At 42.9% G+C, this 22104-nt stretch carries 26 protein-coding genes; 15 read left to right on the top strand and 11 right to left on the bottom strand.

The genetic code is table 11. The features are described 5' to 3' along the window. Nucleotides 1-232: 232 nt before the first annotated feature. Both NI468_RS12995 and NI468_RS13000 read left to right on the top strand, forming a co-directional pair. On the top strand, nt 233-643 hold the full coding sequence (locus NI468_RS12995; protein ID WP_253102201.1) for a nuclear transport factor 2 family protein: 411 nt from the start codon (nt 233-235) through the stop codon (nt 641-643). A gap of 70 nt (nt 644-713) precedes the next feature. Then, nucleotides 714-1826: a YheT family hydrolase gene (locus NI468_RS13000; RefSeq protein WP_253102203.1), complete on the top strand. Its 1113-nt coding sequence runs from the start codon at nt 714-716 to the stop codon at nt 1824-1826. Nucleotides 1827-1883: 57 nt separating this feature from the next. Here the strand turns inward: NI468_RS13000 and NI468_RS13005 are convergent, their stop codons facing one another. Beyond that, the gene (locus tag NI468_RS13005) at nt 1884-2306 is read right to left on the bottom strand and encodes a hypothetical protein (RefSeq protein ID WP_373683213.1); all 423 of its coding nucleotides are present in this window, start codon (nt 2304-2306) and stop codon (nt 1884-1886) included. Between the two features lie 225 nt (nt 2307-2531). Here NI468_RS13005 and NI468_RS13010 point away from each other — a divergent pair, with 225 nt between their 5' ends. The 7 genes from NI468_RS13010 to NI468_RS13040 all read left to right on the top strand — a co-directional run bounded on the left by NI468_RS13010 (nt 2532) and on the right by NI468_RS13040 (nt 9505). Beyond that, on the top strand, nt 2532-4172 hold the full coding sequence (locus NI468_RS13010) for a CTP synthase (RefSeq protein ID WP_004278723.1): 1641 nt from the start codon (nt 2532-2534) through the stop codon (nt 4170-4172). Between the two features lie 32 nt (nt 4173-4204). Continuing rightward, a complete protein-coding gene (kdsA, locus tag NI468_RS13015) occupies nt 4205-5062 on the top strand; it encodes a 3-deoxy-8-phosphooctulonate synthase (protein WP_222112189.1) in 858 nt (285 codons plus the stop codon). Between the two features lie 59 nt (nt 5063-5121). Then, on the top strand, nt 5122-6411 hold the full coding sequence (eno, locus tag NI468_RS13020) for a phosphopyruvate hydratase (RefSeq protein WP_253102205.1): 1290 nt from the start codon (nt 5122-5124) through the stop codon (nt 6409-6411). Nucleotides 6412-6418: 7 nt separating this feature from the next. Beyond that, nucleotides 6419-6811 carry a septum formation initiator family protein gene (locus tag NI468_RS13025; RefSeq protein WP_004645271.1) on the top strand — a complete coding sequence of 131 codons (393 nt, stop codon included), beginning with the start codon at nt 6419-6421 and terminating at the stop codon, nt 6809-6811. Further along, nucleotides 6780-7493 carry a 2-C-methyl-D-erythritol 4-phosphate cytidylyltransferase gene (ispD, locus tag NI468_RS13030; RefSeq protein ID WP_253102207.1) on the top strand — a complete coding sequence of 238 codons (714 nt, stop codon included), beginning with the start codon at nt 6780-6782 and terminating at the stop codon, nt 7491-7493. The genes NI468_RS13025 and ispD overlap by 32 nt, the downstream gene beginning before the upstream one ends. 112 nt (nt 7494-7605) lie before the next feature. Then, on the top strand, nt 7606-8745 hold the full coding sequence (gene rodA / locus NI468_RS13035; protein WP_004645269.1) for a rod shape-determining protein RodA: 1140 nt from the start codon (nt 7606-7608) through the stop codon (nt 8743-8745). A 91-nt stretch (nt 8746-8836) separates the two neighbouring features. After that, on the top strand, nt 8837-9505 hold the full coding sequence (locus NI468_RS13040) for a DUF6988 family protein (RefSeq protein ID WP_253102209.1): 669 nt from the start codon (nt 8837-8839) through the stop codon (nt 9503-9505). Nucleotides 9506-9526: 21 nt separating this feature from the next. Here NI468_RS13040 and NI468_RS13045 read toward each other — a convergent pair whose 3' ends face one another. The 10 genes from NI468_RS13045 to NI468_RS13090 all read right to left on the bottom strand — a co-directional run bounded on the left by NI468_RS13045 (nt 9527) and on the right by NI468_RS13090 (nt 17636). Further along, complete coding sequence (locus NI468_RS13045; protein ID WP_004278714.1) at nt 9527-9829, bottom strand: cyd operon YbgE family protein; 303 nt, start codon at nt 9827-9829, stop codon at nt 9527-9529. Between the two features lie 3 nt (nt 9830-9832). Beyond that, nucleotides 9833-9934: a cytochrome bd-I oxidase subunit CydX gene (cydX, locus tag NI468_RS13050; protein ID WP_004278713.1), complete on the bottom strand. Its 102-nt coding sequence runs from the start codon at nt 9932-9934 to the stop codon at nt 9833-9835. 25 nt (nt 9935-9959) lie between these two features. Continuing rightward, a complete protein-coding gene (gene cydB / locus NI468_RS13055) occupies nt 9960-11105 on the bottom strand; it encodes a cytochrome d ubiquinol oxidase subunit II (protein WP_071320015.1) in 1146 nt (381 codons plus the stop codon). Further along, nucleotides 11102-12688 (bottom strand): cytochrome ubiquinol oxidase subunit I, encoded by a 1587-nt coding sequence (locus tag NI468_RS13060; protein ID WP_005252053.1) that lies wholly within the window; start codon nt 12686-12688, stop codon nt 11102-11104. The genes cydB and NI468_RS13060 overlap by 4 nt, the downstream gene beginning before the upstream one ends. After that, complete coding sequence (cydP, locus tag NI468_RS13065) at nt 12688-12879, bottom strand: cytochrome oxidase putative small subunit CydP (RefSeq protein WP_004278707.1); 192 nt, start codon at nt 12877-12879, stop codon at nt 12688-12690. The genes NI468_RS13060 and cydP overlap by 1 nt, the downstream gene beginning before the upstream one ends. 445 nt (nt 12880-13324) lie before the next feature. Further along, nucleotides 13325-14458 carry a porin gene (locus NI468_RS13070; RefSeq protein ID WP_253102211.1) on the bottom strand — a complete coding sequence of 378 codons (1134 nt, stop codon included), beginning with the start codon at nt 14456-14458 and terminating at the stop codon, nt 13325-13327. A 344-nt stretch (nt 14459-14802) separates the two neighbouring features. Further along, the gene (locus tag NI468_RS13075) at nt 14803-15216 is read right to left on the bottom strand and encodes an HIT family protein (RefSeq protein WP_253102213.1); all 414 of its coding nucleotides are present in this window, start codon (nt 15214-15216) and stop codon (nt 14803-14805) included. A 31-nt stretch (nt 15217-15247) separates the two neighbouring features. Next, entirely contained in the window at nt 15248-15517 is a 270-nt protein-coding gene (locus tag NI468_RS13080) for a YARHG domain-containing protein (RefSeq protein WP_004278704.1), read from the bottom strand. 86 nt (nt 15518-15603) lie between these two features. Continuing rightward, nucleotides 15604-16476: an NAD(P)-dependent oxidoreductase gene (locus tag NI468_RS13085; RefSeq protein WP_253102215.1), complete on the bottom strand. Its 873-nt coding sequence runs from the start codon at nt 16474-16476 to the stop codon at nt 15604-15606. A gap of 62 nt (nt 16477-16538) precedes the next feature. Further along, the gene (locus NI468_RS13090) at nt 16539-17636 is read right to left on the bottom strand and encodes an alpha/beta fold hydrolase (protein WP_253102216.1); all 1098 of its coding nucleotides are present in this window, start codon (nt 17634-17636) and stop codon (nt 16539-16541) included. 142 nt (nt 17637-17778) lie between these two features. Between NI468_RS13090 and NI468_RS13095 the strand changes: the two genes are divergently transcribed. The 6 genes from NI468_RS13095 (at nt 17779) to NI468_RS13120 (ending at nt 22096) form a co-directional block, all read left to right on the top strand. After that, on the top strand, nt 17779-18966 hold the full coding sequence (locus NI468_RS13095) for an O-succinylhomoserine sulfhydrylase (RefSeq protein WP_253102217.1): 1188 nt from the start codon (nt 17779-17781) through the stop codon (nt 18964-18966). Nucleotides 18967-18994: 28 nt separating this feature from the next. Next, entirely contained in the window at nt 18995-19324 is a 330-nt protein-coding gene (locus NI468_RS13100) for a YbaB/EbfC family nucleoid-associated protein (protein ID WP_004278699.1), read from the top strand. Nucleotides 19325-19337: 13 nt separating this feature from the next. Further along, a complete protein-coding gene (gene recR / locus NI468_RS13105; protein ID WP_005100074.1) occupies nt 19338-19934 on the top strand; it encodes a recombination mediator RecR in 597 nt (198 codons plus the stop codon). Between the two features lie 178 nt (nt 19935-20112). Continuing rightward, nucleotides 20113-21255, top strand: coding sequence for a ribonuclease D (locus NI468_RS13110; RefSeq protein WP_253102219.1), 1143 nt, complete (start codon nt 20113-20115; stop codon nt 21253-21255). 130 nt (nt 21256-21385) lie between these two features. Continuing rightward, on the top strand, nt 21386-21691 hold the full coding sequence (locus NI468_RS13115) for a YcgL domain-containing protein (RefSeq protein WP_004278695.1): 306 nt from the start codon (nt 21386-21388) through the stop codon (nt 21689-21691). A gap of 21 nt (nt 21692-21712) precedes the next feature. Continuing rightward, the gene (locus NI468_RS13120) at nt 21713-22096 is read left to right on the top strand and encodes a hypothetical protein (RefSeq protein WP_253102221.1); all 384 of its coding nucleotides are present in this window, start codon (nt 21713-21715) and stop codon (nt 22094-22096) included. Nucleotides 22097-22104 lie beyond the last annotated feature (8 nt).

The raw sequence follows: 22104 nt of genomic DNA on the forward strand, positions 1-22104 counted from the left end.
CGTTTTAAAACATCAGACTGCCTATCAAAGAGATTATTTATTGGTCGAATAATCTCAAAACCTGATTGACTACCAAGACGGTATCTCATCTCCTATAAGGAGAGGGATAAATCGGTATAAAAAGTGTTATCTCCCTCTCCCTGAACGAGTTTAAAGTACTGCTTTAAACGAAGTGCAAGAGAGAGCTGGGGTGAGGGAGATTAATTTTTTAATAACAAAAAAGGAATCCAAAATGACCATCGAAAATACCAGAAAATCCATTGCACGCTGGCATGAGATGCTAGAAACCCGTGATATGTCGGTCTTGAATGAACTACTTGCTGAAGAAGTAGTATTTCGTTCACCCGTAGCATTTCAGCCTTATCCTGGAAAACAGGTGGTATTTTTTATTTTGACCAATGTCATTCAAGTCTTTGAAAAATTCACCTATCACCGTGAATTTATAAGTGAAGATGGTAACAATGTCGTACTTGAGTTTTCTGCCAATGTGGGCGATAAAAAACTAAAGGGAGTTGACATGATTCAGTTTAATGAAGAGGGGCAGATGATTGATTTTGAAGTCATGATTCGACCTAAGTCCGGACTTGAAGCCTTGGCTGTACAGATGGGCCAGCGGATGCAATCATTCCAAGCTAAAACTTAATTCGAACTATTGATTCAAGTCGGCATGAAATTTGTAAATCACAGCTAGTACAACTAGAGGGGGATGACAGATGAAAATGTTGCTTAAAAAATTGGGTCAGCTTTCCAGTGAGTATCTGGATCGTTTCAGTGGAGCAGACGAGCCGACCCTGTATTACAATCCGAATGGTGTATTTTCAGGACTCATTGAGCGCTTACCGCAGCTGCAACAAAAATATTGTCCTACACCTTGGTTAGCCAATGCACACGCACATATTCTGTATTTCGATTTAATTAAAAAACGCACCATTAAACTGAAATATGATGCGCTTGAACAGCTGAAAATGTCAGATGGTGGAATTACCGGTATTGCCTGGTATGGACTCGATCTTCCGGCAAGCACGCCGACCATTGTATTACTTCATACTATTACCGGTTCTCCTGAATCAATGCGTGAACTGGTTCGTGATCTGCATAAATATACGGGTTGGCGTGTTGCATTGTGTTTACGCCGTGGTCATGCAGACTTACCCATGCCTGTGCCTAAAATGAACCTGTTTGGTTCAACTCAGGATTTGCGTGAACAACTCTTGTATATACAGGACAGATTTCCTCAGTCCGATCTCTATGGGGTTGGCTCTTCTGCGGGTACGGGATTGTTAGTGCGTTATCTGGGCGAAGAGGGTGAACAAACCCCATTAAAAGCAGCTTTTGCTTTATGTCCTGGCTATAACACTGAAACTGGTTTTGCCAATGTGCATCCGTTTTACAGTAAAGTTATGGCCAAAAAACTGATTAAGCGCTTTATTCATCCTTATCAGGAAACCTGGCAGGTCTGCCCAAGCTGGAAACAGTTATTAGAAGTTAAAGATCTGTCCGAATTTGAAAAACTCTATTTTGAACTGGCTGGATTTACGGATTATGCCAGTTATACCCAGGCAACCAATCCGATTTATGTGTTTGAAAGTATCAAAATTCCGCTGATGATTTTAAATGCGGAGGATGATCCTGTGTGTCACATCCGAAATTTAGAACCTTATAAAGAAAAAATTCGGGCGATGTCCAATATTATGGTGATTACCACCAAAAAAGGCAGTCATTGCGGCTTTTATCAGGGCTTGATGCAAACCGAATCTTGGGCTACCCGACTAATGGCAGATTATTTGATTCACTTATCTCGTGCACCGGCAACAGTATCTGCTTAAAAAGTTCCAATAAAAAACCCAGCATCTGCTGGGTTTTTTTGATGAATGATCCTGTAATCAGTCAAGTGCTGGCATCGCTGCAGCAATCGCGTCAGCAACCGCATCATCTTCAGACTTGTTTTCTGGATTTGAATTGGTTTTAGGGGTGGTCTCAGCAGGCTTTGACGCAGGTTCTTCGCGGGTTTCAGGCACTGGTGCCGGCTCAGTCGTTTCTGGTTTTTTGATTTCACGACGGATTTCAGTCGTGGTGTTTTCAGTTTGCTCACGTTGAATTTCAACCGTTGGTGCTACTTCCTCTTCAATTGCCGCTGGCTCTACAGGTTCAAGCGGTTCAAATTGCGTTGGTTCTGGAGTCGAGATTTCAGATGCTGGAGTAACTTCTACTTGCTCTTCTTCTTTTGGTGCTTCTTTTTTTACACACGCAGTTAATGTCAGGCCAGTCAGGATTAGGGTGGAGATTAAAAGTTTCTTCATCATCATTGCATCAAACATAAAAGTGTGGAGTGGATACACTATTATAGCAGCAAAATGCAAGATAGAAATCATATGAACTTACTGTAATTTTTTATAGGAATTGCTGTTAGAATAGTCAATTGTTTATTGTTCTTTGAATTGATGCGGATTGACTTTGCTTTCTAGGTACAAGGTAAAGTAAAATTGCGCAACATTGCAGGCCGATTTAGGCTCGATTGTACGAGAAACCCAATGACCCATTTTATTTTCGTTACTGGTGGTGTAGTTTCATCACTAGGTAAAGGTATTTCAGCTGCTTCTGTTGCTGCACTTTTAGAAGCTCGTGGTTTAAAAGTGACCATGGTAAAAATGGATCCATACATTAATGTCGATCCAGGGACAATGAGCCCATTCCAGCATGGTGAAGTTTTTGTTACAGAAGATGGTGCTGAAACAGACTTAGACTTGGGTTACTACGAACGTTTCTTGCGTCGTGCGAAAATGACCAAACTAAATAACTTCACATCAGGCCGTGTTTACCAGGATGTTCTAAACAAAGAACGCCGTGGTGACTATCTAGGCGGTACTGTTCAAGTTATTCCACACATTACTGACAATATCAAAGAGCGTGTACTTCGTGCAGGCGAAGGTTATGACGTTGCGATCGTAGAGATCGGCGGTACTGTAGGTGACATTGAATCTCTCCCATTCATGGAATCTGTACGTCAGTTAATGGTTGAACTTGGTCATAAACGTACCATGTTAATGCACTTAACGTTACTCCCATACATTAAGTCTGCAGCAGAATTAAAAACCAAACCAACACAGCATTCTGTTAAAGAACTCCTGTCGATTGGTATTCAGCCAGACATTCTCATCTGCCGTACAGAATACGATGTAGATGCAGATACGACGCGTAAGATTGCATTATTTACCAACGTTGAAGCACGTGCCGTTGTGGTATGTAAAGACGCACGTTCGATCTACCAGATTCCACGTACATTCTACGAACAAAATGTTGACGATTTAATCTGTGAACGTTTTGGTTATAACGATCTTCCTGAAGCTGATTTAACAGATTGGGATAACGTTGTAGAAGCATTACTGAACCCTGAATACACCGTACGTGTTGCAATGGTCGGTAAATACGTTGAACTTCCAGATGCTTACAAATCTGTCAACGAAGCACTTTTACATGCGGGTATTCAAAACCGTGTGAAAGTTCAGATTGACTACGTAAACGCTGAAGAGCTTGAAGGCCAAGATGTAGCAGAAGTATTGAAAGATGCTGATGCGATTCTAGTTCCTGGTGGTTTCGGTGAGCGCGGTACTGAAGGCAAAATGAAGGCGATTCAGTTCGCACGTGAGAACGGTGTGCCGTTCCTCGGTATTTGCTTGGGTATGCAGTTGGCTGTGATCGAATACGCACGTAATGTTGCTGGTATTGCAGACGCGACCTCGACTGAATTTAACCGTTCAACCAAATCTCCATTGATTGGTTTAATTACTGAATGGTTAGATGAACGCGGTGAAGTTCAGCAACGTTCTGCTGATTCTGATCTGGGTGGCACGATGCGTTTAGGCGCGCAAAAATCTGAACTGGTTGCAGGGACTAAAACTGCAGAAGTTTATGGTTCTGAAGAAATCATCGAGCGTCACCGTCACCGTTACGAGATGAACAACCGTTATATCCCAGTGCTGGAAGAAAAAGGCATGAAGATTTCTGGTTATTCTCCGGTACAGCATCTGGTAGAAACTGTTGAAATTCCTGCACATCCTTGGTTTATTGCAGTACAATTCCACCCGGAATTTACCAGCTCGCCACGCGATGGTCACCCATTGTTTGCCGGTTTCATTGATGCTGCGAAAAAGCAGTACCAAAAAACCAAATAATCGGTGCGTAGGACACAACTAGGGAAGTTTAAATGTCGCAATTAAAACCACAAGAAATTGTACGTTTGGGCGATATACAAATGGCAAATCATTTGCCATTTGTATTATTCGGCGGAATGAATGTACTTGAATCTAAAGACCTGGCTTTTGAAATCGCAGAGACTTATGTCGATATCTGCACACGTTTGGGTATTCCTTATGTGTTCAAAGCCAGCTTTGATAAAGCCAACCGTTCAAGCCTGAACTCTTTCCGTGGCCCAGGCCTGGAAAAAGGTCTCGAGTGGTTAGCTGACATTAAAAAACACTTTAATGTGCCGATCATCACCGATGTGCATGAGCCGCACCAAGCGGCTCCTGTTGCAGAAGTGGCAGACATTATTCAATTGCCAGCTTTCTTAAGCCGTCAGACGGATCTTGTTGAAGCCATGGCAAAAACGGATGCGATCATCAACATCAAAAAAGCCCAGTTCCTGGCTCCGCACGAAATGCGCCATATTCTGCATAAGTGTCTGGAAGCCGGAAATGACAAGCTGATCATTTGTGAACGCGGTTCGGCATTTGGCTATAACAATCTGGTTGTAGACATGCTGGGCTTCGACATCATGAAAGAAATGAATGTCCCGGTTTTCTTTGATGTGACCCATGCCTTACAAACCCCAGGCGGCCGTGCAGATTCTGCCGGTGGTCGTCGTGCGCAAATTACAACGCTTGCACGTGCGGGTATGGCAACGGGTCTTGCAGGCTTGTTCCTGGAAGCACATCCAGATCCGGAAAAAGCCAAGTGTGATGGTCCATGTGCGCTGCGCATGTCTCAGCTTGAGCCGTTCCTGGCACAGCTAAAAGAATTGGATACCTTGGTTAAAGGTTTCGAAAAGTTAGATACACACTGAGTTTATCACTCTTGCGCTGCCGTATAGGCAGCTCATATTAATCAACTGAGGAATAGTTCATGAGCCAAATCGTTGACATTCGTGCACGTGAAATTTTGGACTCTCGTGGTAACCCTACCATCGAAGCAGACGTAATCTTAGCATCTGGCGTAGTTGGCCGTGCATGTGCACCATCTGGTGCTTCAACTGGTTCTCGTGAAGCTTTAGAACTTCGTGATGGCGATAAAGCGCGTTACTTAGGTAAAGGCGTTAAAACTGCGGTAAATAACGTCAATACGTTAATCCGTGACGCTTTGGTCGGTAAATCAGTATTCGAACAAAAAGACATCGATAACACGATGATCGCGCTTGACGGTACTGAAAACAAAGAAAAATTAGGTGCAAACGCAACTTTGGCAGTGTCTTTGGCTGCTGCGCGCGCTGCTGCTGAAGAAAAGAAAATTCCTCTTTTCCAATACATCGCAGATCTTCGCGGTCAAACGATTTTGACCATGCCTGTACCAATGATGAACATCATCAATGGTGGTTCACATGCAGACAACAACGTCGATATTCAAGAATTCATGATTGAGCCAGTAGGCTTCACTTCATTCTCTGAAGCGCTACGTGCCGGTGCTGAAATTTTCCATTCACTTAAATCAGTATTAAACAAAAAAGGTTTAAACACTGCGGTAGGTGATGAAGGTGGTTTTGCACCGAACTTACGTTCAAACGAAGAAGCAATTACGGTTATTCTTGAAGCAATTGGTCAAACTGGCTACAAAGCAGGTTCTGACATCATGCTTGCGCTTGACTGTGCATCTTCAGAATTCTACAAAAATGGTCAATACATTCTTGCGGGCGAAGGCAACAAAGCGTTCACAAGCAACCAGTTCTCTGACTATTTAGCAGGTCTTGTAAACCAGTACCCAATTATCTCGATTGAAGATGGTCTGGACGAATCTGACTGGGAAGGCTGGTCTTACCTGACTTCAATTCTTGGTGACAAGATCCAGTTGGTAGGTGATGACTTGTTCGTAACGAATCCGAAAATCCTGCAGCGCGGTATCAACGAAAAAGTTGCTAACTCGATTCTGATTAAATACAACCAGATCGGTACCTTGACTGAAACTTTAGATGCAATCTATCTTGCAAAAGAAAATGGTTACTCTACTGTGATTTCACACCGTTCAGGTGAAACTGAAGATTCGACTATTGCGGATCTTGCAGTAGGTACAGCAGCAGGTCAAATCAAGACGGGTTCACTTTGCCGTTCTGACCGTGTAGCGAAATATAATCAATTACTTCGTATTGAAGAATTGACTAATGCTGCATATCGCGGTAAAGCTGAGTTCAAAGGTTTGAACTAAGCGACTTATGTCAATGTTAAATGTATTCGACTCGACTGCGAGTAAAGTACTGTTGGGCCTTGCGATCATTTTGATCGCAGGGTTTCAATATTTATACTGGTTTGGTGAAGGTGGTTATCATGATCATCAGCAACTGACCCAGAAAATCCAGCAACAGATGGAATTGAATGATGAGCTGAAAGAGCGTAATCGCGTTCTGGCGGCAGAAGTTTATGATTTGAAGAATGGTATTGAAGCCATCGAAGAACATGCGCGTTTAGATCTTGGTCTGATTAAGCCACGCGAAACTTTTATTCAAATGAGCACGATCAGTACTCAATATAAACCGATCTATCTTAATCCTAATTCTAAAGTAGACCTGCGAACCAATGAGTCAGCTGAAGCACCAACTACACCCTAAACTTTGGGTCATTCTTCCAGCTGCAGGTTCCGGTAGCCGTTTCTCCAAAACAGAACTGAAACAATATCAGATGATTCAAGAGCGAACTGTTCTTGAACATACGGTGGCTCGTCTGAATCAACTGCCTTTGGCGGGTTATGTCCTGGCGATTGGTGAACAGGACAACGTCGCAAAAATGCTGCCATTTTCCAGTCAAGAGAAAGCCCATTTCTGTCTGGGCGGTGCCGAGCGGGTGAATTCCGTGTTAAATGCACTCACGTATTTATCTCAAATCGCTTCTGAAGATGAGTGGGTGCTGGTACATGACGCGGCGCGTCCCTGTGTCGGTCTGGATTGTCTGCAACAGTTAGTCAATACGGCGATTACAAATGATCAGGCTGCGATTCTGGCGATTCCAGTAAGAGATACACTTAAGCGTGTAGTAACCAATTTTGATATTGAGGAAACAGTGGATCGCTCAATGCTATGGCAGGCACAAACACCACAAATGGCCAAGCTAGGTGTGTTGAAACGGGCGATTGAGCAGGCTTTGCAAGATGGTGCTACGATTACTGATGAAGCCAGTGCGCTGGAACATATCGGCGAACAGGTGAGTGTAGTACAAGGGCGTTCCGATAATATTAAAATTACCTATCCGGACGATCTGGAACTGGCCAAGCTGATTTTACAGGCTCAGGCTTAAAAATATATTCAAATAATATTTAAATAAAAGCAGAATAAATCTGGCTATAGCGATCTATTCGCTATAGCTTTCACTTATAATTTTGCCATCATTCTTTTTCACCTTTTGGCCAATGATACCTTCACAGCAGTATCGGTTTTTACGTCACTCTTTGCGTGATGGACGTAGTATTAACCCGCAAGATTCATCTCGATGGACCAAGTTGCACCTTGATCCCTGGTTATTGTGCTTTCTAGTTCTCAATGCAATCCTGGGTTTAATGGTGGTGTATAGCGCGACATCCGAAGACTCTGGCATGGTGGTGCGTCAGGCGATCAGTTTTGGAATTGGTTTTGTGCTGCTGTTTATCTGTGCGCAGATTCCACCGAAAGTCTATCAGGCGATTAGTCCATACCTGTATGCCTTCGGGATCTTCATGCTGCTTCTGGTCTTTGTGATTGGTGAAAAACGCTTGGGTGCAACCCGCTGGATTACCTTGCCGGGGGTAGGAAGCATGCAACCGAGTGAGGTGATGAAATTTGCGATGCCTTTGATGATGGCATGGTATTTTGCACGTAAGCCGTTTCCTCCCAAATTTTTGCATATTGTGGGGGCTCTGATTTTATTGGGCGTACCATTTGTTTTGGTGGCGCTTCAGCCTGACTTGAACATTGGCTTGGTGATTCCCGGTATTTTTGTTCTATTTTTAAGTGGGATGTCGTGGCGTCTGATTGGTGGTGCAGCCGCTGCAGTAGCCGTGGCAGCTCCGGCTGCATGGATGTTTGTATTACAAGAGTATCAAAAAAAACGTATTACCACGTTATTTGATCCGGAATCGGATGCCTTGGGTGCAGGCTGGAATATCATCCAGTCCAAAATTGCGATTGGTTCAGGTGGTTCCACGGGCAAAGGCTATACCGAAGGTACCCAATCACATTTAGGTTATCTGCCTGAACATCATACTGACTTTATTATGTCGACTTATGCCGAAGAATTCGGTTTTATCGGTGTTTTCCTGCTGTTTAGTTTATTCACTGCCATTATTATTCGCTGTCTGATGATTGGTTTAAACAGCTTTCATAACTTTGGCCGTTTATATGCTGGAGCCATGGGACTGACTTTCTTCTTCTTTGTATTTTTAAACTCAGGCATGGTGAGCGGGATTTTACCTGTAACTGGAGATCCATTACCGCTCATGAGTTATGGTGGAACGGCAGTGATTTCCATGCTGGCCGGGATGGGCATTGTGATGTCGATTCATACTCATCGATAATTATTCTAAAAGTCGGACTAGTTCCGGCTTTTTTATTATTCTTAAAACAAAACATAAATAATCTCTATTAAGTATAAAAAGGAAGTTAAGTTTGAGTAATATTTTTCGTGAATCAGAAAAAATGTTGGTAGAGCTTGGGAGTGAATTAAATAATTCAATATTTTTGGAGGGTGGGCCTCGGCTTGAGATAGTTTATCAATGCTGTGAATTGTCGATTAAGCATGGTGTGGCTATTCTCAGTTTACTGGAAATAAAAAGAGATATATCTGCGCTTGCCTTGTTTAGAATTCAGTTTGAGGCGGTCGTTAGAGCTTACTGGTTACTTATGGTTGCCTCAAATCAAGAAATACAAAAGTTTGAATTAAATAATGCAGATGACCTTTTAAAGAATATTAAAATCCCGACAGCAGTAGAAATGATAACGAAATTAGAGAATATTGTAGAGATAGCTCATATAGTAGAGATATTTAAAGAGTTTAAATTTTACTCATTAAAACATTTGCATTCTATTGTTCATACAGGACGAAATTCATTAATTCAAAAAAGAGCAGGATTAGCTGATGAGCAAATGCTTGTGATTATTAAACAAGTAAATGGATTTATTACGATGGCTGCACAAATATTGTTAAGACATGCGGGTAAAGAAAAGTATATTCATCACATTCATGCGCAATATAGAAATTGTTTCCAGATGCAGAGTGATATAACAGTAGAACAAAAAGCAGAAATCGATAAGCGATATCAAAAAGCCCTCACTTGAGGGCTTTTTTAATTTCATACTTTAACTGAGAAACCAGGTGTAATAGCCCCAGATCATTAAAGGCCATGCCAAGAATGGACTAAACAGCCATTTCCAGAACCAGTGGCGCGGCATAAAGCCCACACCATGGACAAAGCCTCCAGAAATACCAATCATGATATACATCATGGCACTATGGCTATATTCACCATTGGCATCCAGCATTGCAGAAGGATGAACCAATAACACGGCTGCGAGAGGAAAAGCCAATAGGCAGGAAATCATCATCGCAAATTTGTTTGGTTTCTTGTCTACAACGGTTTTCTCAAGCGCAGCTTCGGTCATGTTTTATTCCTCATCCAGATCTTGGTGTTGTTCCATGTAAATGGCAGCAATCACACTGGCAAAACATGCCATCAGTACACCCAGAATCCAGGCAAAATACCACATAGTTGTCTCTCCTTAAGACATAGCCTTAGTACAGGCTATGTGAATTATCTTCAATGTGTTTGTTGGTAATCACGCCCCACATCTTGTAATAACACCAGGTGGTATAGATCAGGATCAGTGGAACAAAGATACATGCAGCAACGGTCATGACTGTTAAGGTATTTTTACTAGATACCGCATCCCACATGGTCAGACTTGCAACCGGGTTAATGCTTGAAGGCATCAGGAAAGGAAACAGGGCAAAACCAGCAGTCAGGATGGCACCGATGACAGCCAGAGATGAACCCAGGAAGCTCAAGCCTGCTTTGTTTTTACTAGCTGCCAAGACAATGATCAAGCCACCCAAAATGCCGGCAATTGGAGCAGCCATTGTGATTGGATACGTCGAGTAGTTATTCATCCAGCCTGGATTGGCATTGGTCAATACTTCTTTGGCCAGCGGGTTGGCAACACCATTGGTATCAAAAGGTGTAACTAAGGTATAGCCCTGAATGCCACCAAAATACAACCATGCACCGGCTGCCAGGAAAGTTGCTAAATACACTAGTCCCATGATTTGTGTTGCTTTGGCAGAACGTTGGCGTAGGTCACCATCAGTACGCAGCATTAACCATGCACCACCATGTGCACACAGCATCGATAAACTGACCAGACCACAGACAATCGCAAACGGATTCAGCAGGGCAAAGAAGCTGCCAGTATAAGTAGAACGTACAGTTTCATCTAAAGTAAATGGTACACCCAGGAACATGTTGCCGAATGCCACACCGAAGACCAATGCAGGAACTGCACCACCAATGGCTAGACCCCAGTCCCATGAATTGCGCCATTTGGTATTTTCCAGCTTTGAGCGATAGTCAAAGCCGACCGGACGCAGAAACAGGGCAAACAGGACTAGTAGCAGGGCCCAGTACATGCCGGAGAAGGCAGTTGCATAGACCATTGGCCAGGCAGCGAATAACGCACCGCCGGCAGTAATAAACCAGACCTGATTACCGTCCCAGTGCGGCGCAATGGTATTGATCGCTGCACGGCGCTCGCTATCATTTTTGCCCACAAATGGCATGATCGCCATGGAGCCCATATCGAAGCCATCGGTGAGGGCAAAACCAATCAGCAATACGCCGACCAGCACCCACCAAATGATTTTTAATAATTCATATTCGATCATGCTTGAGTCTCCCCATTTGCCTTTTCTGCAGCTGCAAGCTTTTCAAAATGATATTTACCGGTATGCAGTGAGCTTGGGCCAAGACGTGAGAACTTGATCATCAGATACATTTCAATAATCAGTAACACGGTATAGAATGCTGCCAATGCCAGGATTGAACCCCAGACATCACCTGTGCTTAAGCTTGATGCTGAAAGATGCGTCGGTAATACCTCACCAATGGTCCAAGGTTGACGACCTACTTCTGCTACATACCAGCCGGTTTGCGCAGCAACCCAAGGTAAAGGCAGTGCAAATAAAGCAAATTTCAATAACCATGGTTTGTTTTCTGCATTACGTTTTGCTACCGCAAAAGTTGCCAGTGCAAATAGAAGTAGCATCAGGAAGCCGGAAGCTACCATGGCACGGAAGGCCCAGAACAGACTTGGTACGTGTGGAATGGTATCTTTAGCGGCTGCTTTGATTTGCTCATCAGAGGCATCAACGACATTTGGCGTGTATTTTTTCAGAAGCAGACCGTAACCTAAGTCTTTTTGGCTTTCTTCAAAAGCGGTTTTCAGTTCTGGAGACTGATCACCAGCACGTAATTTTTCCAGTTGTGAATATGCCACCATACCATTACGGATACGTGCTTCGTGCTGAACCAGCAGGTCTTTAATACCTGTGACTTGTTCAGTCGTAGAACGTGTAGCGATCAGACCCATCACATAAGGAATTTTCACTGCATAATCTGTAGTCATGGTTTCCTTATTCGGAATACCGAACAAAGTAAAAGGTGCAGGTGCAGGGTGGGTATCCCATTCAGCTTCAATTGCTGCCAGTTTGGTTTTCTGTACATCACCCAGCTCATAACCTGATTCATCACCCAGTAAAATTACTGAAAGTGTGGAAGCAAGCCCGAAGATGGCTGCAATGGCAAAAGAACGGCGTGCAAAAGGCAGGTCACGTTTTTTCAGCATGTAGTAACTTGAAATAGCCAGTACGAAGATGGCACCTGTCACATAACCGGCAGATACTGTATGCACAAATTTAACCTGAGCGACCGGGTTAAAGATCAATGCAGCAAAGTCCACCATTTCCATACGCATGGTTTCATAGTTAAATGCCGAACCGACCGGGTTTTGCATCCAGCCATTGGCGACCAGAATCCAGAGTGCGGACATGTTCGAACCCAAAGCGACTAGCCAGGTGACTGCCAGATGTTGCACTTTGGACAGACGATCCCAACCAAAGAAGAACAAGCCAATAAATGTCGATTCAAGGAAGAAGGCCATCAAACCTTCAATCGCCAGCGGTGCACCGAAAATATCACCGACATAATGCGAGTAATATGCCCAGTTGGTTCCGAACTGGAACTCCATGGTCAGGCCTGTGGTTACCCCTAAGGCAAAGTTAATACCAAACAGTTTTCCCCAGAACTTGGTCATGTCTTTATAGATTTCTTTGCCGGAAATCACATAGGTGGTTTCCATAATGGCAAGCAGAAAAGCCAGGCCTAAAGTGAGTGGAACAAAAATAAAGTGATACATCGCGGTCATGGCGAACTGGAACCGCGAGAGATCGACCACGCTTTCAGAAATCATCAACGTGTCTCCTGGATTTGGGAAGGATTGCCGGCGATACGCTCGGCGACTTGGTTATCAAAATTTTTAGGAATCGTAGGCGCATCAAACCAGATATTTTTAATTACCATCAGTAAAATAACCTTGATAATTAAAATGGCGGTTATTTCTCTAACCACTCTCTGGTTTAGATTTTTGGGAACTAAGCTCATTCGACTAAGCCTGTTATATGACTTGTTGTATATTATTAATCTATTGTAACTAAAAATAAATAGACGATACAGTTTAAATAAATATATATTTATAAATACTTGAAAGTAATGAATATATATTTATATAAGTTAAAATTTATTCTAAATATTTTTTATTATTTTATGTAATTTTATTGGTTTTTAAATCCGACTAAAATGCTTATATTTATATATTTTAATGTAGATTATTTTGGTTGGATTAATATTTTTTCTATTTTTTTAATCTGATTAAAATGCTTGGTTTTAAAATAAAGAATAAAATTAATCAAACTAAATTGGTTGGTTTTATAAGGGTTGAATATCAGTGTCACAATCTTTCTCACCATATTTATATTGATAAAAAACACACCAAAAAAAGAACATGCTGGAGGCATGTTCTTTTTAAGCTTTGTGAGGGAGGCTGGACTTAGAAGTCGTAACGCATGCCTAGAGAAAGACCTAGGCTGTCTTCACCGCGTACGCCACCTACAGTATTGGTACGACCTTGTGCCCAAGGGGTAAGGTTTGAGTTTTCATCATTTAGTACAGTTGCTATGTTGCCATAAATGCGGACTGTTGGATCTAAACGGTGCTCAAGTCCGATTGCCAGTAAAGTTGCATTTGCATCGTCCGCATCGACATCGCGGTGGAATACTTCACCACGGAATGAGGTTTTTGGTGCAAATTTATATTCACCGGCTACACCAAATACTTGTGCATCTGGGTTTGCTTCAGAATTATCGTGTTGAAGGAATTGGTATAAACCACCCAAGTTGAATTCAGGTGTGATTTTGTAAGCACCAGCAATACGGAAACCATCGCGTTCGCCACGACCTGCATCTTCTTCATAATGTTCATAGGCAGCAGCAAAATCAACTTTGCCTTCTTTATAGGTTAAAGCGAGATCGTATGCTTTATCATCGCGATTATCTTTATTAGTAGTAGTTGTGGTTCCCGGTACGACTACTGTTACTGGACCATTCACAGTTTCAATTACAGTAGTTTTTGGTGAAGACGTTGATACGCTATCAGGGCTATTACCTTCGTGTAAAGAAAGTGCTGCTAAAACATTAAAGCCACCGCCAAACTTAGGTGATTTATATTCAATGGTATTGTTATTACGTTCATCAAAACGCAGGTTGCCTACACGCGTGACGTTACGAACGTCACCGACCATATCACCAAAGAAGTTGACCGGGCCACGTGCTACTTTGAATGGGCTGTCAAAACGGCCGATACGCGCTTGACCAAAATCACCTTTTAAACCAACAAAAGTATCGCGAGTTGCAAATTCAACATCATCATTTGCAGAACCACTCGCAAAGTTAATTTCCTGTTCGATTTGACCAAATACGGTCATACCATTTTCTAGTTTTTGTTCAGCTTTAAAGCCTAGGCGTGAAGAGTTTGAAGAAAGACCTACTTCGTTATAATCCTGGCCATCATCCAGATAATCTAAAGAAACGTGTGCACGACCATACACTTTAACATCAGCAGCAGCTGCCATCACTGGTGTTAAAATTGTTGCCCCGATTGCTAATGCAGATAACGTTTTTTTCATGTGTTGCTCCAATAAAGACTTTTTTATTCATCGTCTTAAAAACAAGTTTCAGTATTGTTTTGAAACATCTACTGCTCTATTGGTGCCAAGTATTCATTACAAATAAGTCAATATGATTAAGGAAATATTTCAGAAATATTAAAGACAATCATTGTCTTATTTTTTATAGGATTATGAGTGGGGTAAGCAGGATTGATGCAAATACAGCTAAGCTCGGTGTTTGCTGCAAAACTTAAAAATAGGCTAGGTGACTTTTACTGATATTTTATTGGCTTAATCAAGAGTGAAATACATTAGACATAAAAAATGGAGCCGAGGCTCCATTTTTAGGTATTAAGAATAGCTTAAACGGCAGCTTTAATTTTCTCAGCCAGCGCTTTAATTTTTTCCTGGTCGCCCATTTGTGCTGCATGTTTGCCCAGATTGTGCAAAGAGGTAGGAACCAGATGGAAATGTACGTGTGGTACGGTCTGACCCGCTGCGGCCCCTGATAATTGCATCAGCACGATACCGTCCACACCTAAACCTTTTTCAATGGCTTTTGCAACTTTCTGTACGATCTGAATCGTATAGGCTGCAGCTTCAGGGGGTAGATCCAGTAAAGTGATCGCCGGAGTTTTCGGAACCACGAGAGTATGACCTTCTGCCTGAGGCATGATGTCCATAAATGCAAGAACCTGGTCATCTTCATACACTTTTATCGCAGGAAGTTCACCGCGTAGAATTCGTGCAAAAATATTCTGATCATCATAAGTCATAAGTATATTCCTTGAGCGTCATTAAACTGAATTATTTACAGTTCAATTCTTTCTGACGATCTTTGATCGCGTCAAGACGTTGTTGCTCTTTTTCCGAGAATTTTGGCTTGGTTGTATAGCAATTGTCATTACCAAACTTGGCTTTTGCTTCAGGATCTTTGAAACAGAAACCTTTAGACGCATAAATCACGTCATGATCATTTTTTAATTTTTTGCACTCTTGTTCAGATGCAAGAACCGATGTTGAAGCCCCGAACAAAGTTGCAAAGCCAATTAATGCTGCAACAGAAAATTTCTTCATGAGAGTTTCCTCTGGGTTATCCACTATATGTGCCTGCCTACTAGTCACAATATGAGGTTTCGTTATCATTATTCAATGGCGAGATATTACTCGATGGTAATATTACTCCATGATTCATACATTTTCACAGCACTGGAAAAATCACTGTTTTTATCCGACAGATCGCTGGCCGCCTGAATCAGATTCTGGGTCAACGAGAGCACAGGCGCAGAAAGTTTGGCTTCACGCGCAAGGTCGATTGCGATACCTGTATCTTTGGCCAAGAGTGGCAGGGCAAAGGTTACAGGAAAACTTCGGTTTAAAATACGCTGTGGCAATACGGTTTCAGTCACCATACTTTTACCACTTGAAGCATTAATACAATCTAGCGCTTCATGCAGATTTACTCCATGCGCTTTTAAGGTAGTAAAGCCTTCTGCGACAGCACACAGGTTTACAGCCATTAACATATTATTTACGGCCTTCACTGCAAAACCCGCGCCAGATTCACCGACATGCTTGATCAGTTTGCCAAAAGCCTGCATCGCAGGAAGGGCTTTTTCATAACCCTCTGTATTACCGCCCACCATCACAGTTAACGTGCCATTTTCAGCGCCAATGGTTTGACCGCTGACCGGTGCATCCAGAAAGGTTACCCCATGTTCAGCCAGTTGTACTGCCAGTTTTTGGGCAGAATCCGGTACACCACTGGTGCAGTCGACCCAGACTGAACCGGATTTAAGCGGTAAATTTTCCAGAAGTCGTTCAACGTCAGCGCTAGTTGGCAAGCATGAAAAAATCACATCTGCCTGTACGGCCTGTTCCAGTGTGACGGCTTGGGTGCCATATTCAGCAGCATGTTGCTCTGCTTTGTTAAAGCTGCGGTTCCAGACATAGACCGTATCAAACTGCTTGGGTAAATGTGCAGCCATACGAAAACCCATTGCACCTAGGCCGATAAATGCCACTGACTGAATCATGCTGTACCCTCTGAATATGTTTAAAGCTATTTAATATTTTTTTCTGGTGCGGGGAATCTACACTAAACATCAAGACGTGTAGAGCGCTGCACCAGCCAGGTCGTCATTTTGGGCCAGAATGTATTTGCCGTTTTCTGGTTCGACATTAGTCCAAGATGACCACCCGGTATAAGAGTAAACGTCTTATCTTGGCTACTTGTCAATTCCATCAAAGGCTTAGCTGACTGTTCTGTGACAATCTGATCGGTTTGACCTGCACCTACCAACAGGGAGCAGCTGATATTTTTAAGATCAACGACACGGCTATCCAAAGTGATAGAACCCTGTTTTAAAGGATTTTGCAGCCATAAATGCAGCACCATGTCCTGATTAATCCCACCTGGATAATCAATCATCTTGTTCAGGAAATTCCCCATGGTGGCGTGTTCATAGACATCTTCGACATGATCCAGATTTAACAGAAACTGTTTCTGGCTTTTGAGCCAGCCAATCGGATCGAGTAATTTAAAGCCCAAGGCATTTACAATACCCGGCGTATGAATATATTGCTTTGGAATCAGTCCTTGATGAATGGCCTGTTGCAGATTTTTGTTTTTAGAAATCAGTTTATTGGTCGTAGAAAAAAGTTTACCGACACGTCCTGACGCATAACTGTCGATAGGACTGCCGACTACGATCAGATTCTTGACATGTTCAGGTGAATGCAGGGCAGTATAGAGCGTGACAAACACGCCCGCCATACTCCAGCCGTGCAGGGAAATAAACTGACTGCCTGAATGCTTGCAAATGGTTTCAATGGATTGAGGAATGGCTGCATCGATAAAAGATAAAAAATTCAGGTGGCGGTGCTTAAAGTTAAAGCGTTTCCATTCCACCAGATAGACATCAAAACCGCTATGCTGAAAATGCTTGACCAGAGAGCGATAAGGATACAGATCATAGATATCCATATTAATGGCCAAGGGTGCGATGAAAACTAGCGGTTCCTTATATTTTTTTTCGGGTGAAGCGTAATAGCGAATCTTGCAAAACTCGGTGCCGGCAATATATTCAAAAGGGGTTTTTTGCGACAGGATCAGTGAGGAGGCATTAAACACCCGGGTACTGAGGTGTTTCAATTTTTTTTGCTGGCGCTGAAAGTTTTGTTTTAACTGAATCATGTAAATAAAATATCCGTATCCGCGGGAGGATTGATCGAAGTCTAAGCAATAATCGCTTATTATGCCTTGACCTGAAATAGCTTAGGCGCTCAAAATGTTGGCAAATTTTTACAAAAGGCAGCCCGAGGGCTGAGGTAAAGCGATGAGCCAGCAAGACGATATTTCTTATCAATTAGAAACTTTAGCCATTCGTACCGGTCATACCCGCACTTTTGAAGGTGAGCATGGCGAACCGATTTTTCTAACATCGTCCTTTGTTTATGAAAATGCTGCAGAAGCCGCAGCCAAATTTTCAGGCCAAGAACCGGGCAATATCTATTCTCGCTTTACCAATCCGACCGTTGCCATTTTTGAAAAGCGTCTGGCTGCACTTGAAGGGGCTGAGCGCGCCGTCGCCACCAGTTCGGGTATGGCAGCCATTATGGCAGTAATGATGGCATTCTTAAAAGCAGGCGATCATGTGATCTGTTCACGTGCAGTCTTCGGTTCTACGGTTTCCATGTTTGAAAAATATGTCGCAAAATTTGGCGTCAGCGTTGATTTCGTCGATCTGACCGATCTTGATGCATGGAAAAATGCCATTAAGCCTGAAACCAAAATTCTCTTTGTTGAATCGCCATCGAATCCTTTAGCAGAAGTAGCCGATATACAGGGACTCGCCGATATTGCGCATGCCAATGATGCTTTACTGGCGATTGATAACAGCTTCTGTACACCGGTGTTACAACAACCACTCAAATTTGGTGCAGACCTGGTGGTGTACTCTGCGACTAAATATCTGGATGGTCAGGGCCGCGCCTTGGGTGGTGCTGTTGTCGGTAATCATAAGCTGCTTGAAGAAATTTTTGGCTACGTGCGTACCACAGGCCCGTCAATGAGCCCATTCAATGCCTGGGTGTTCCTAAAAGGCTTGGAAACACTACGTTTGCGTATGCGTGAACATTCAGCAAGTGCACAGCAACTGGCTGAATTTTTGAATCAGCATCCAAAAGTGGAAAAAGTATATTATGCGGGCCTGCCTGAGCATGTCGGTCATGAACTGGCAGCCAAACAGCAGAGCGGTTTTGGCGGTATTGTGTCTTTTGAAGTGAAAGGTGGCCGTGAGGAAGCATGGACTGTCATTGACAATACTCAGTTTATCTCGATTACCGGTAATCTGGGCGATGTGAAATCGACCATTACCCATCCGGCAACCACGACACACGGTAAATTGTCGCCTGAAGCCAAAGAAGCTGCTGGTATTCGCGAAGGTTTGATTCGCGTATCTGTTGGCTTGGAAGAGATTGGTGATATTATCCAGGATATTAGTCGCGGTTTAGACCTGATTTAATTTTATAAATTCATGTTCGGAGATATTTATGAACATTAACATGTTGATGCAGCAAGCTCAGCGCATGCAGAAAGAAGTTGAAAACAACGTAAAAAAAGCCAAAGAAGAGCTTGCGCAGACTGAAGTGCATGCCGAGGCGGGTGGCGGTCTGGTGAAAGTGACCATGACTTGCCGTAACGTGGTGAAGCGTATCGAAATCAATCCTGAATTACTTCAGGATGATCCAGATATGATCGAAGACCTGATTGCAGCGGCAATGAATGATGCAGCACGTCAGGCAGAAGTGGTATCTGACGAAAGAATGAAAGCAGCGAACTCAGGCATGGGTTTACCGCCTGGTCTTGCAGGTATGTTCTAAGGAAGAATGCGCAATGTTTAGTGATCGTTTTGATCAACTCGTTCAAGCATTACGCATTTTGCCAAGCGTTGGGCCAAAATCGGCTCAACGTATGGCATTGCATATGATCATGAAAAATCGTGAGGGTGCTATTGGTCTGGCACATGCGCTGACTGAGGCAACCAATCACATTCATGAATGTTCAGTCTGTCATTCTCTGACCGAAGACGAAGTCTGCAATATTTGCAGCTCTCTGGATCGTGATGATGAACTGCTCTGTGTAGTGGAATCACCTGCAGATGTCATGGCGATTGAGCAAAGTGGTAGTTTCAGAGGTAAATATCATGTATTGGGCGGACATTTATCGCCACTGGATGGTATTGGTCCCGAAGAAATCGGTATTCCGTACTTATTGCATCGTTTGGCCAATGGTCAGGTGAAAGAAGTGATTCTGGCAACCAATGCCACGGTAGAAGGTCAGGCTACGGCGCATTATCTGGTTGAGGCCAGTAAGCATTTGCCGATCCAGATGACCCGAATTGCCCAGGGCGTACCACAAGGTGGTGAGCTGGAATATGTCGACAGTCATACCTTGAGTCAGGCAGTACATAACCGGATGCGCATGAAGTAAGCTAAGCTTAAATATCTTGTTAGTTTTAATATAAAAAAGATATTAATTAGAATATAAAACCGGATAAGTAAGCGCCGTTTTTTAGGAAATAGGGCAGAATTGACGTTATTTTTTATACAAAAATTCTATAGATCAGTTAATATGGATCTATCGAGAATCTAATCTTAGACTCAGTTCTATGTTTCAATTTATTCAACATCAAAACGACTTAAATCAAGTGCTGAACCTCATGGATCAGAGTTCTGTATATGGACTTGATACCGAGTTTATCAAGGTCGATACCTTGTGGCCTAAGCTGGGTGTTTTTCAGATTAACGTAGACAACAAGGTCTATTTGTTGGATGGAACCACGCTGGATCTGACTGAGTTCCTCAATAAAATTTTTAACGCACAGCAGAATATTTTTCATGCCTGTAGTGAAGATATCGACCTGATCTATCACTATACCCAGAAGAAATCGCTGAGTAATGTGTTTGATACCCAGGTCGGCATGTCATTTTTGGGGCATGGTCTGCAAGTCAGCTATCAAAATGCGCTGAAGCAGATGCTGGAAGTCGATATCGAAAAAGACCAGACCCGTTCTGACTGGCTGGCGCGTCCACTCAGTTCCGAACAGTTGCTGTATGCTGCCAATGATGTGCATTATCTGGTACAACTGTCAGAGAAAATCAAACAGGATCTGGATGCGAAAGATCTACTGGATTTTGCTTTGCAAGATTGCCGTTTTCTGACTCAGGAAATTGGCGAAGATACCCCAACTGCCTTGTTGTATCAGGATGTCGGCAATTACCGACATTCACGCCGTCAGCTGATGCAATTGCAGCAATTGATGGTTTGGCGTGATCAGATTGCCAAGGCACTAAATCAACCGCGCAGTTTCATTTTAAAAAATGCCAGCATGATTGATCTGGTGGAAAAGTTCCCGCGCAATAATTTCCAGCTGAGTCATGTGAAAGACATTCGTTCGAATGTGGTTCGTGAGCATGGCAAAACCATTTTAGATTTACTGAAATTCCTGCCGGAGCCGGCAAATTGGCCTTTACGTCTGGCACGTCCAATTCGCCATTCTTCCAAAGATATTGGCGAAAAAATTGACTCAATTATTCAGAACGTCGTCAATGAAACCTCAATTCCTAAAGAAGTCCTGATGCGCAAGAAATGGCTGAATGCTTTGTATCAGCATGTAGTCTTTCATAAGGATGAGCAGGATCTGCCGGATTATCTGCTCGGTTGGCGCTATGAGTTATTAACTCAGCCACTGATTCAGGTATTGCATCAGGATGAATCTTATCTGTCTACCCAGATGAAAGTTAGCGAGTGATTGGCTACAGGAATGGTTAAAGAAAAAGCAATTATACAAAATCACGACTGATGCATGAGACGTGGCTAATGTTTCTGTCTTTTTTTTGATGTATCCTTGCAGTTGTTTTTCCAGAAAAGTCGTTTGAAATATGCAAGTGTCTATCTACAAATCCAGCAAAAAAAGTGAAATGTATCTGTATGTGGCGCGTCCTGCGAATGAAAGCGAAGCTGAAACATTCGAGCCTTTAAGTGTATTAACTGAAGCAGTACAGGCAGCATTTGGACGTGCGACTTTTGTCATGCATCTTGAATTAAGTGAATCACGTAAACTGGCACGTGCCAATGTCTTGCATGTTATGGATTCTATTGAAACTCGCGGTTTCTTCCTGCAAATGCCGCCAGAAGGCTTGATTGATCCAAATGCTGTGGCACCAGAAGGTTTACGCGGTGCTTAATGTTAATTCAGGAGTTGTGAAATGAATGGTTATGTGGCTGTATTAGACTCAATTCCTGAACAGAGCATTGCCGTTGCAGTTTATCTGCTCGGCAGCCTGATTGCTTTATGGTGCTGGTATAGCGTAACCAAGCGTCTGCCTAAACCTATGGGCGGTTTTTTGTGGATTGTGGCCTTTGCCATTCTGTTGACACCGACGGTATCCGAGGGGGCGAATGCATCCATTGCACCCGCGATTTTCGGTCTGTTATTTGGGATGCTGACCAAAGAGCAATCCCTGGTTTGGATTAATGCGTCACTTATTTTATTTGTCATTGGGATTGGATCTGTGATTGGCTATTGCTGGTCGACCTATGTGTCGAACAAAAGCAATATTCGTGTTCACGAGAAAAGTTCACCGCTGTAAGTAAAAAA

The sequence above is a fragment of the Acinetobacter lwoffii genome (genome assembly GCF_024129355.1).
In the GTDB taxonomy this organism is placed as follows: domain Bacteria; phylum Pseudomonadota; class Gammaproteobacteria; order Pseudomonadales; family Moraxellaceae; genus Acinetobacter; species Acinetobacter lwoffii_I.